Genomic DNA, 10834 nt, shown 5'->3' on the forward strand with positions numbered 1-10834 from the left:
TGACCATTAAAAAACAATAAACGAATACATATGAAAAATAAAATTATTGTAACAGGAGGTTGTGGGTATATTGGTTCTCACACAGCTATTGAATTAATAGAAAATGATTTTGAAGTTGTGATTTTTGATGATTTATCAAATTCTACTGAAAAGACAATTTCTAGAATCCATAAAATTACAGGTGTAAAGCCAACCTTTATTAAGGTAGATTTAAAAAATCAAGAAGCTACAAGTAAAGCCTTTGAGGCTCATAAAGATACTTTGGGAGTTATCCATTTTGCAGCACATAAAGCGGTTGGAGAATCTGTAGAAAAACCATTGATGTACTATAAGAATAATTTATATTCTTTATTAAATGTATTAGAAGCTCAGAATAAAAATAATATAAATAATTTTATTTTCTCTTCATCTGCAACAGTATATGGGACACCGAATACATTGCCTATTACAGAAAACAACGAAACACAACGTCCATTTTCATCTTATGGAAATACTAAAAAAATAGCTGAAGAGATTTTAGATGATTTCACTAAATCGAGTCAAGATTTTTCGGCTATATCACTTCGATATTTTAATCCTATTGGAGCACATGAATCTGGCGAAATAGGAGAGTTGCCTAATGGGATTCCTAATAACTTGATGCCTTATATTACACAAACCGCAGCCGGAGTTAGAGATAAATTAATGGTTTATGGAAACGATTATCCTACAAAAGATGGTACACCAATTAGAGATTATATTCATGTAGTAGATTTAGCTAAAGCACACGTTTTAGCTGTAAAACGTTTACTTGAAAAAGAGCAAGAAACTGCTCTCGAGTATTTTAATTTAGGGACAGGATTAGGATATTCAGTTTTAGATGTAATAAACACATTTGAAAAAGTTACAGATTCTAAACTTAATTACGAAATAACGGGAAGACGTGATGGAGATGTGCCACAACTATACGCTTCAACGGATTTGGCTAAAGAAAAGTTAGGTTGGTCTGCAAATAGAACGCTTGAAGACATGATTAGCTCTTCATGGACATGGGAACAGAATCTTAGAAATGAAACTAAATAAAATATTATGATGCAATCAAGAACCACTTTATCGGAAATGTCTAAAGTATTAAACTTATCCATTTCGACAGTATCGAAATCCTTGTCTGATAGTTCAGAAATAAGTAAACCTACTAAAGATAGAGTTAGAGATTTTGCTAAACAATGTAATTATATTCCTAATAGTTTTGCAGCTAGTTTTAGAAAAGGCTATACTAATACTATTGGACTTGTAATACCTAATATAATAAATCCATTTTATGCTAATGTTTTATCTGGCATCGAAAAGCAATTGGATAAAAACGGTTATAAACTAATTACTTCTATTTCTTACGAATCTTTAGAAAAAGAGTCTAAAAGCCTTAAAAACATGTCTGCTGGTTACATAGATGGGCTTATTATTTGTCCATCTAAAGAAGCCGAGATTAAGAATGATTACAATCATATAAATTCATTATTAGATCAAGGTATTCCTGTTGTAACATTCGATAGAATTTGTGAAGGAATAAATTGTGATAGAGTTATTATAGATGACTATAAAACGTCATTTGTAACTACAAAACATTTAATAGAGGAAAAAGGGTGCAAGAATATTATTATGACTTCGCTTATAGATGGTTTGCAACATGGAAAGTTAAGAGCTAAAGGTTTTGATGATGCTATTAAAGATAATAAAGTAAAAAGTATAAGTTTAATAGCAGATAATGTTGAAGATTTAAAGAAAAAATTAAAAGTTATTTTAAAAAATGATTTAAGTATCGATGGTGTGTTTGGTATTACAGAACAAGCTGTCGTTCAAGCAATACATGTTATTAGGGACCTAAAACCAAAAAGGCTAAATAAAAACATTGCCATAGCAGGTTTTTGTAACCAAGAGCAAGCAAATTACAACCCAACTTTAATAGTTGTTAATCAAAATGCTGAAGAAATTGGAGTTGAGGCTGCGAAATTAGCACTTGAGAGAATTAAAAAAGAAGGTAAAAAAACATTTTTCACTAAAACTATTGCAGCTTGTTTTTTGTAAACAAGAATTAATAACATCTAAATATTTCTTCGATTAAATATTAAACAACAAGTTGAAAACATTTTCCAACAAGATAAGTGTAATAAGAAGTTTTCAATAAAACCTGCGAAATAGTTTAATATTCCATAAATAAAGGTTCACTCTAGTACTTTAAACTAGATTTAGAAACGGAAAGTAAAAAGCTTTAAAAACCTAAAGATCAAACTATCAACTCTTTAATATTGATACCGATATTAGCGAGAAGAACAATTTTAGTGCGTCTCATCCTAAAGTTTTAAAAAAGTTAATTATAGACAGAGAGGCTTGAAGTGAAACACATATTGAACCCAAATGGTGGCACAATAAGAAAACTGGAGATGGGCGTAAAGTTGATGGAATGCCTCATTTTGAGAAAGCGGTTAGTTTAAATTAAATTTTGGAATAATGAACTAGTGTTGAATTAACTTCATCTGCCATTTTTCAGTCAAAAAACATTAACGTTTAAACAAAAGGATTAACTTCTGCTGGTACGCCACTTGGATATCCCCAAGCCACATATTGCGACTTCAAATCATCCGTATCAAGATGCACAAAAGTTCTACCTACACCTATGCGTTTAAAACCAACATCACGAGCAGCTTGCACTAGGTTATTACGAATAGAGGTAGAGTAAGCTTTTATGTCAACCGCTTTGCAAGTAGGCATTTTGTGGGAAGAGTTAGATACTCCACCAACTTTACGATTGTGTGAAGGACTACGAGCGCCAGAGTTAATCCAACTAAAAATGGGATAACCTGTTAGAGCTTCAAGTTGCTGAAGCATAAAGATTAAGTGCCTATCCATACAGTTTCCAGAACCAGGTAGATCTGGACTGTCAAAAGCAGATAAGTCAATAGATTCTTGACTAACAATTGCAACAGGCTTCTTTTTGGATTTTTGCTTCTTGTAAACAAGAAAAGCACCAATTAGTAAAACTGACAAGGTGCCTAATCCAACATAGATATGTTGATTGTTACTTTTTACCACAACCGCAACCTTTTATTGGTTCTTTACTTTTCTTATATCTCAAGTATAAATCTGAACCAATTTTGACTGCACTTAATAATATGAAAGTTCCAAAAATATAGTTCAGTGTATTATTTCCTTTGTCCACGTTCATCTCTATTGCTTTTTTTATAAGATTGTATTTCTGCTTCAAGTTGATCTACATACTTTTCCAATTCTGTAATACGATCTCGTTGTTTGGTTATCGTTTTATTCATCAATGCGTTCTTACTCTCCAATTGCTTTAAGCGCTTTTCCATATTTTCAGACCACAATTTGTAGTTTTCAACTACAAGACTATTTGCCTGAACGTTTAGATTACGTATTTCAGCACTTTTAAGACGTTTTTGCATACCATATTGCAATAGCATTTCTATAAGTTTCCAGAAGCCCGTAGCTCCTAACACAATAGCTAATATTTTTAGTATATCCATAGGTTTTATTTACGCTGTAGTTTATGCTTAGCGCAGTCGCAGTGCGAGAGCGTTATTTAACTTCATTTCGATTTGCATTAGCCCTTCTTAATGCTCTTCTCTCTGCTGGTGTTGGTGCTTCACGATCAAGAAATGGTCTGAATTTTAATGGTAATTCTGCTACATAAGGATTTATATTGAAAATAATTTCATCCTCTGGGTCGTCAAAGAATCCTGAAACAAAGACACGACCATCATCATCTATCGCATAATAAAATGGTTTGCCTTGACGACTAAGCAAAGTTCCAGTATGCTCACCTTGTTGGTTCTTGTTTATAGGTGCAGGCAAGCTAATTTGCCAGCCTGCAATTTCTTTTCTTGCATTTCTGGAACGGATGCGTATGTCTTTTCCTATAACAATATTCTCGTTGAGAACCGCTATGATGTTTCGTCCTGGAGAGTGTAACATCAGCGGATTTATGTAAGCGGGAGATAATGCGATTTCCCTTTGACTATTTGCTGTATTACCACCGTCTATTGGATTCTGTCTCAGCGTACTTTGATATCCTACTATACTCATTATTGTGCTATTATTATTCCTGTTAATACAAGTAAGCCACCGCCAAAAAACCAGCGCTCCAGCTTACCTCTTTTTATTTTTTTGTTCTGTTTCTTAATCGTGAGATTTAGTTCTCCAATTTGTAGTTGGTCATTTTCTTGAACAAGTGATAGATTTTCAACCTTTGTTTCAAGTTTAAAAATAATAGTGTCTTTTTTCTGAACTAATTGACGCCACTTTAAACTTCTTAATTTGAGCGTAACTATTATACTATCTTGATACAAGCTATATTCTAATCGCTTAGCTAGAAAACGAGACTGCTTCAGGTCAAAACAGAAGTATTGGGTACTATTGATTTCTTGAACTATCGGCTTTAAATCTTGCGAAATAACCTTGCAAGTCCATAGTAGACATAACATTAATCCTATTGATTTTTTCATCGAGTTCGTTTTCTAACTTTCGTATAGTTTGAGTGCTTTCTGATATTCGTCCAGACAAACTATCGGCTTGTGTTTTTAAATTAGTTATTTCTATATCAAGTGTTTCATTTTTTAACTCAAGTGCTTTGTTTGCTTTCTCTAGTTTTTCAATGGTATCACTTTTCAAAGCTTCTTCTTGTGGGATGATGTAGAACACCAATAACAATATGAGTATCACAACCCATAATCCTAATAAAAAAGGTTTCCAAAACTTCATTATTCTTTAGGTTTGGTTTGGAACAATCTGTTTAAAAATTTCTCCAAAAGCAACTTATGGAATACCAAAGCAAAAGCAAAGGATTGCAATAAACATTCTATCATTTTTAATTGATAACCTCTTATGAAATAGAGTGCAATCCCATAGATTAAGCCAATGAAAAACACACGATAACGTGTTGCTATTTTTATCTTGAATACTTCATAGAAAAAATCAGTAGCGCGATAGTGATTCAAACCGTAAGCAATAACAATAAAGGTTAGTATATATGCCCAATCAAGGCTATTAAGATAATTTGAAATATGTTGTAAAATCTCTATCATTTTAGTTGTTTTTTAAGGGTTGATTTTATGGCAGAAATATCTGCCTGCAATGCTGTTAATTGATGATTTGGAAATAGATTTTTAGTAATATGAGCGACAATAACTATGGTAGCACCTGAAGCTAATAGTGCCAAGACAATCTTAGTTAGCGTGTTATTAGTTAAAGTGACAGTCACTTCGGTTTTTAACCCATCTTTATCTACAAGCCCATCTATAAGGTCTTTAATACTTCTTTTTTCTGGCATCTTTATTTTTAAGATTAGCTATATCACGTTCTTCAAATAGCTGTTCTGTTATTTTATCTACTTTCAGGAATTTCAATACACGCTCGTTTGTAATTGCGTTAAACTCGTCAGTAACAATTCCTGCAGCACCATAATTCTTCAAAAGATAAACTTGTAGTTGCTCTACACGTTTTCCTTTACTACCTAATTTTAAAGGAAAATCATCATTTGGTTCTGTTAGCACCTTGGTATCAATAGCGACTACTTTTGTTTCTTTTTGAGCAGAAACAATTGGTTTTAACTTTACTATAGGAATGGCTTTCTTAACAGCTACAGTTCTTTCTGTTTTATTAGGCTTAGTATCTTCTACAATAGTAAATTCAGCATCTACAGTTGTTTCTTCTTTTTCTCTGAAAAACAAATAACTCAGCAATCCTAGACCAAGTAAACCGCCTGCAATAAGAAATCCTTTATTTATAGTTTGCTCGTTCATTATTTCCCAAGGCTTACAAGTGCTTTACGCATTCCTGCGATATCAGCTTGTGTGAATACTGTTTTCTTTAATCGTTTCTGTGCAGCTCTGGATGTTTTAGGTCCAAAAATGCCATCTACACCATCACGTTTTGGTCCGCTACGTCCTAAATCTTCTTTGTAAATTTTTAAATAGCGTTGCAACACTTTTACATCTGCGTGGCGACTTCCTATTTTTATAGGGTAGCCTCGTTTTGTAATGATTGGCTTTGTACCTGAAGAAGAACTACCAGTATTTACAGGAACAAATGGTGGCGATTGATAGGTTGTCGAAGCTCCCGAACTAGTTGATGCTGCCGTCGCTGTTCCACCAGCGTTTGCAAGTTGCTTTTTCTCTTTCTTTTTAGTAAAAAAATAATAAGCAGTTGCAGCACCAGCAAGTACTATAATTGCACCACCCACGACTAAAAGGTCTTTATTCTTAGCCATAAATGATGGCGCGACTTTAGATTTAGTTTGTTTCATTGATTCGTTTTATGATTGATAATTTGGTAATCGATTGACGTATTTTGTGACATATTCTTTCATTTCACTTTGGCTTAAAAAACTGTTTAAATATTGCCACATATCCTTTTTATAGAGTTGATAAAATGCCTTAGATAAACTTGCTACTTGAGTTTTATCTCTTATTTTTTTTCCGAAGACACTTTTTACAGCATCTTCATCATCATTAAATGAGCCTTTAGATTCCTTGATTATTTTTGCATACTTTTTTGCAGAAATATCATCTAAAACTTGAATACCTTTTGGCGCAACCCATTTTTGAACGTCGGTCAGATAATTCATATCAAAAGGACTATTCCAGTTAGGTTCTTGTTTGGTTGTGCCTACATTTCCAGTAGTCACTTGCACGCCATTTCCAATAGAAGTTGAAGTGTTATTTTGATTTGTATTATTCTGAGTACGCTTTCGCGAAAGCGTAACAAAAACACCTATCCCGATAACCGCTGCACCAGCGCCACCCATCATCCACCATCCTGTTTTTGATATTTCCATATTATGCTGTTCTGTAGTTAGGTAGTGCCTTGATAATGTTGAGCACTATGGTTATTTCATCTTTATCAAAGCGATCTTTAAGTGTATCAATCAGGTTTTTTGAATAAGTCTCTTGATACGCTTTTGCTACTTGAGATACCTGAACTTTATCCTTCATTTCCCTAAATATCCCATACACTTTCTCTTCATCATCGCCACCTTGATACCAGCTTCCCCAGGCCTTGTGAATTTGGTCTGCATAGCGAGAAGCAGTACTTGTTTTTAAAACCAAAACTTCTCGATTTACAGCTTGTAATACTTTATTGAGGAAATGAATATCAAAAGCACTTTGAGACATTAATCCATTTGATATAGGTTGAATTTGAGCCTTGATAGCAGATAGTAATTTGCTTGTGCGCCCATCACGACTGCGCTTTCTTACAGAGAAGAGTGTCGTTCCTATCAAAAGTGTTCCAACACTTACACCTATTATTTTATGAGTTAGATTCATTTGCCTAAAAGTTTTAAGCCTCGACCTGCAGGTGTCAACATTGCTACATCAGATAAGTCTGCGTTTTTTGAAGTATTGCGCAGTAATACGATAATTCCAACGAGAACTACCGCTAGTATCACAGGTACTCCAATAGATAAAACCTTTGTCAAATTCTTCCCAAGTCCAAACAAATTACCACCTATTTCAGATAAATCAGATATCGTTCTGGTTGCCATATTAGAAACATCAAGGTTATTTTGATTAAGCCATTTGTTAAAATTAGGACTTGTAGTACACGAAGTAGAACCGTTAGTTTTCCAAGTAATGAGCCAAATCATTTTTGCATTCTCCTTACCAAGTTCGCTTTTAAGCTTCGCGTAATAGCTTGTCCAGAAGTCACACGGGTCGTCTGCTTCTGGAACTAAAAATATGCGATTATCTACGTTTACTTGAATGGCCATTAAATCTATCTTACAATGCGATTACTTTGTTTTTGACTTTCGGTTTTACTAAAATTATTGTCTTCCAGAAATTGCTGAAGACGTGCTTTAAGAGCTGCTTCTTTTTTAAGTGCAGTACGTTTGTCATAGTTGACATAAATCTGTCTACCAAGCCAAAAACCTACGCCTAAAGTGAGTATCGTTTTCATCTGCTATCCTTTGAAAATATTATGCTCAGGAATTTCTAATTCTCTCAGCCATTCTGCGACTTCAAACCCAGGATTGTCTTCATCTGCCTTTGCTGGAATTTCATTAAAACCAGCGATAACGATATCTGGAAAGCGCAGTATATAGAACTTTACAATGGCTTCAAGCGCCTGTTTTTGTTCATCGGTACGTGTGTCTTTATCCCAAGCTTCCTTGAGTGTTCTGCCACCCACATAAGCAATGTGTTTTGCTTGACCTGTAACTGCATTTTTACCGTGTGATATTCCCCATAAATCTATAGTCGTCGGGTTTTCTTCATCGATAATAGTCTGCAAAGTCCCATCTTGTAAAATGAGATAATCGATGCCTGGACGGTTCCAATTAAAACCACCATCACGTATGGATGATGTATGTTGTTTAATAATTACTTCCTTGTCAAAATCTTTAGCTTCAGAAGTATTGGTGCTTTGTATTATGAGATAATCTACTTTTTGCATCTGTTTAGATTAAGAGTTAATAGGGGATAAGCGTCTAAAACCTAACAGGCGATAAACGGGATATTTTTTAATAATCAGGATTTTATTAATGTTAGTCAGTTGTCAAAATATATTAAAAAGGATGTGCTGAATACTAAACATTCTGTAAGTCAATATGTTGGTGATACTTTAAATAATAATGATACATCGCATAACTTTTATAATAATAAAACAAAGTTGGCTAGTATTTTAGAATACTGTAAAGAAAAGGATGTTAAGATTATTAATGAAAAGTTCATGTTAGATAGGTCTTTTTAAATATCACACACTGTTTCTACACTGGTGTTAATATTTAGTGTCAAGGAAATAGAATGTAATTGCGTCAAATTTAAAAGCCGTAATTATGAAATCAGTCCAACTTATAGGATTAACACCTGAGCAACTTCAAAGCGCTATTATTGATGGTGTAAAAACACAATTAGAAGATTTAAAATCTCATTTTCAACCTAAAGAGCCCACCGAGTATCTTACTCGTCAAGAGGTAGCAACAATTTTAAAAGTCGATTTGTCAACTATTCATAATTGGTGTAAATCAGGTAAATTGTTGCCTTATGGAATTGGCAAGCGAGTTTATTTTAAAAGAGCTGACCTAGAAAGTTGTATAATTCCATTAGAACGATAGTATAAAATCAAAAAAGAGGGTGTTCAAAGCCCTCTTTTATTTTGTTCAAATGTTCAGTATTACGACAATGTAATACCTATTCACAAATATACACTCTTCTGTTGTTAGATTTTCTAAAAATCAAGATTACAAATGCGCAAACCAGAAGCTATTTTTGGGAGCATTCATTACTTTACTTTCATTCAGAAAGCGAAGTGCTCTTGTTTGATAACGAAACAATCAAAACAAAAAAGGTGAAGCAATACAGAGGTTTGTTATTTGAGTTTACAAAAAACGCCTTATTCATCCGTTTTAAACCACATTATTACTTTAACAGCAATGAACACAATGCAAACGATTTTAGTGTTGCAAATTGCATAGAAACGCTAAAAAACGTGTTTAATTCTTTCTGTGTTGACTTAGAACACCTTGAAATTATTAATATCGAATTTGGAATAAATATAGTAATACCTATACAATTAATTGATATCAGGGATTTACTATGTCAAATTATTTATCACGGACAAAATCAATTTGCTACACATTCTAAATATAGACATTGTAGGTATAGTAATTCTGTTAATAAATCAGGAATGACAAATGTTTATAAAATTATTAAAGCCTATGCAAAATGCATTCAGTTTCCTAATTATACGTCAACCAATACATTTAGGTTTGAAGCGAAAAGTAATCGAAAAAAATACATTAATAGCTTGGGGATATTTACAATTCAAGATTTGTTTAATACTCCCGTTTATGATAAATTAAGTGAAGTTATTTTAAAAGAATTTGATGAGGTTTTAATAATCGATGAACATGCAAAACCTAAACTATCTGAGACTAAGTTCAGGAACTTTGAAAAGAAGTTAAATCCATTGACTTGGAATAGATTACTGATGAAAAGTAAAAATACTTTTAGGAGGAATATAAATTCATATTATAATGCCTTAAATACTTGTGATACACATCTGAAAAAAGAAATAAAAAAACTAATGATTGACAAACTTAATCATTTAAAAAAGTGTGCCGTTTTAAGTATATATATAGATGAAATAAGCACACAAATTAATTCAAGTAATTTAAAGGCGTAATAAAAGGCTTAGTTTTAAATCAAATAGTATATTAAAGTATAAATCATTAAAAAAAAACCTATGAAAGTATTAGAGAAATCTGTGAATTCAATTGTAATATTGGTTTTGTTAGATTTTTAATAAACATAAAAGCCCTTAAATTGTTTGCTCATAACAAATAAAGAGTATCAATTCATATTGTATTACTTGAAAGTTAAATAAGTGCTGAGTAATAGGTGTCTGAGAGTTAGTGATTTATGTTTTTTGTGGTTTCTTTATACCTATTACATTATAAAAAATGCAAAAAGTGGCTACACTATTGATTTTAATATGTTCTAACGTTGAGTGACTTATATTTGATAGGCCTAACGGTAGACAGACACAAAAACTCAAAATATTTTATGAGGGTCTCATAAAACGGAGAGGGTGTGGGTAACTTAAATCCAATTTCCCTTTTAAATATCATGATTAAAAAACTACTACTAAGTTCTGATTAATAAATGAACATTATTTAGTTATTTCATAGCTTCCATGTTATTACAATTATACAGGAATTAACTTTGGCAGGATAGAAAGAGCAGTCCGAGATGTTAGTTTTACTACTCTCTTAAAAATATGCTCTTATTTTGAAATTGAACCAAAAGATTTTTTTGATGGTCATTTCAGTGATTAGTTTGAC

General features: G+C 32.6%; 20 protein-coding genes. 6 read left to right on the forward strand and 14 right to left on the reverse strand.

The window, feature by feature from the left end; translation table 11 throughout:
* Nucleotides 1-30: 30 nt before the first annotated feature.
* A complete protein-coding gene (galE, locus tag FG167_RS09855) occupies nucleotides 31-1062 on the forward strand; it encodes a UDP-glucose 4-epimerase GalE (RefSeq protein ID WP_203458127.1) in 1032 nt (343 codons plus the stop codon).
* 36 nt (nucleotides 1063-1098) lie between these two features.
* Nucleotides 1099-2064, forward strand: coding sequence for a LacI family DNA-binding transcriptional regulator (locus tag FG167_RS09860; protein WP_203458128.1), 966 nt, complete (start codon nucleotides 1099-1101; stop codon nucleotides 2062-2064).
* A gap of 480 nt (nucleotides 2065-2544) precedes the next feature.
* Here the strand turns inward: FG167_RS09860 and FG167_RS09865 are convergent, their stop codons facing one another.
* The 14 genes from FG167_RS09865 to FG167_RS09930 form a co-directional block, all read right to left on the reverse strand.
* A complete protein-coding gene (locus FG167_RS09865; protein WP_203458129.1) occupies nucleotides 2545-3069 on the reverse strand; it encodes a D-Ala-D-Ala carboxypeptidase family metallohydrolase in 525 nt (174 codons plus the stop codon).
* Between the two features lie 110 nt (nucleotides 3070-3179).
* Nucleotides 3180-3521, reverse strand: a complete 342-nt coding sequence (locus tag FG167_RS09870; RefSeq protein WP_203458130.1) for a hypothetical protein — start codon at nucleotides 3519-3521, stop codon at nucleotides 3180-3182.
* 52 nt (nucleotides 3522-3573) lie between these two features.
* A complete protein-coding gene (locus tag FG167_RS09875; RefSeq protein ID WP_203458131.1) occupies nucleotides 3574-4080 on the reverse strand; it encodes a hypothetical protein in 507 nt (168 codons plus the stop codon).
* On the reverse strand, nucleotides 4080-4499 hold the full coding sequence (locus FG167_RS09880; RefSeq protein WP_203458132.1) for a hypothetical protein: 420 nt from the start codon (nucleotides 4497-4499) through the stop codon (nucleotides 4080-4082). Before FG167_RS09880 ends, FG167_RS09875 begins: the two co-directional genes overlap by 1 nt.
* Nucleotides 4408-4755, reverse strand: coding sequence for a hypothetical protein (locus FG167_RS09885; protein ID WP_203458133.1), 348 nt, complete (start codon nucleotides 4753-4755; stop codon nucleotides 4408-4410). Before FG167_RS09885 ends, FG167_RS09880 begins: the two co-directional genes overlap by 92 nt.
* The gene (locus tag FG167_RS09890) at nucleotides 4755-5078 is read right to left on the reverse strand and encodes a hypothetical protein (RefSeq protein WP_203458134.1); all 324 of its coding nucleotides are present in this window, start codon (nucleotides 5076-5078) and stop codon (nucleotides 4755-4757) included. Before FG167_RS09890 ends, FG167_RS09885 begins: the two co-directional genes overlap by 1 nt.
* Nucleotides 5075-5323 carry a hypothetical protein gene (locus FG167_RS09895; protein WP_203458135.1) on the reverse strand — a complete coding sequence of 83 codons (249 nt, stop codon included), beginning with the start codon at nucleotides 5321-5323 and terminating at the stop codon, nucleotides 5075-5077. Before FG167_RS09895 ends, FG167_RS09890 begins: the two co-directional genes overlap by 4 nt.
* Entirely contained in the window at nucleotides 5301-5795 is a 495-nt protein-coding gene (locus FG167_RS09900) for a hypothetical protein (RefSeq protein ID WP_203458136.1), read from the reverse strand. The genes FG167_RS09895 and FG167_RS09900 overlap by 23 nt, the downstream gene beginning before the upstream one ends.
* Nucleotides 5795-6298, reverse strand: a complete 504-nt coding sequence (locus tag FG167_RS09905; RefSeq protein WP_203458137.1) for a peptidoglycan-binding protein — start codon at nucleotides 6296-6298, stop codon at nucleotides 5795-5797. The genes FG167_RS09900 and FG167_RS09905 overlap by 1 nt, the downstream gene beginning before the upstream one ends.
* 9 nt (nucleotides 6299-6307) lie before the next feature.
* Nucleotides 6308-6829, reverse strand: a complete 522-nt coding sequence (locus tag FG167_RS09910) for a hypothetical protein (protein WP_203458138.1) — start codon at nucleotides 6827-6829, stop codon at nucleotides 6308-6310.
* Between the two features lies 1 nt (nucleotide 6830).
* The gene (locus FG167_RS09915; RefSeq protein ID WP_203458139.1) at nucleotides 6831-7319 is read right to left on the reverse strand and encodes a hypothetical protein; all 489 of its coding nucleotides are present in this window, start codon (nucleotides 7317-7319) and stop codon (nucleotides 6831-6833) included.
* Entirely contained in the window at nucleotides 7316-7762 is a 447-nt protein-coding gene (locus FG167_RS09920; protein ID WP_203458140.1) for a hypothetical protein, read from the reverse strand. The genes FG167_RS09915 and FG167_RS09920 overlap by 4 nt, the downstream gene beginning before the upstream one ends.
* Nucleotides 7763-7767: 5 nt before the next feature.
* Entirely contained in the window at nucleotides 7768-7950 is a 183-nt protein-coding gene (locus FG167_RS09925; RefSeq protein ID WP_203458141.1) for a hypothetical protein, read from the reverse strand.
* A 3-nt stretch (nucleotides 7951-7953) separates the two neighbouring features.
* Entirely contained in the window at nucleotides 7954-8445 is a 492-nt protein-coding gene (locus tag FG167_RS09930; protein WP_203458142.1) for an N-acetylmuramoyl-L-alanine amidase, read from the reverse strand.
* A 99-nt stretch (nucleotides 8446-8544) separates the two neighbouring features.
* Between FG167_RS09930 and FG167_RS09935 the strand changes: the two genes are divergently transcribed.
* The 4 genes from FG167_RS09935 to FG167_RS17510 all read left to right on the forward strand — a co-directional run bounded on the left by FG167_RS09935 (nucleotide 8545) and on the right by FG167_RS17510 (nucleotide 10828).
* Nucleotides 8545-8742, forward strand: coding sequence for a hypothetical protein (locus FG167_RS09935; RefSeq protein WP_203458143.1), 198 nt, complete (start codon nucleotides 8545-8547; stop codon nucleotides 8740-8742).
* Between the two features lie 85 nt (nucleotides 8743-8827).
* Entirely contained in the window at nucleotides 8828-9106 is a 279-nt protein-coding gene (locus FG167_RS09940) for a helix-turn-helix domain-containing protein (RefSeq protein ID WP_203458144.1), read from the forward strand.
* Between the two features lie 101 nt (nucleotides 9107-9207).
* Nucleotides 9208-10176 (forward strand): hypothetical protein, encoded by a 969-nt coding sequence (locus tag FG167_RS09945; protein ID WP_203458145.1) that lies wholly within the window; start codon nucleotides 9208-9210, stop codon nucleotides 10174-10176.
* 547 nt (nucleotides 10177-10723) lie between these two features.
* Nucleotides 10724-10828 (forward strand): helix-turn-helix domain-containing protein, encoded by a 105-nt coding sequence (locus tag FG167_RS17510; RefSeq protein WP_370568425.1) that lies wholly within the window; start codon nucleotides 10724-10726, stop codon nucleotides 10826-10828.
* Nucleotides 10829-10834: the final 6 nt, after the last annotated feature.

Source organism: Lacinutrix sp. WUR7, assembly GCF_016864015.1.
In the GTDB taxonomy this organism is placed as follows: domain Bacteria; phylum Bacteroidota; class Bacteroidia; order Flavobacteriales; family Flavobacteriaceae; genus Oceanihabitans.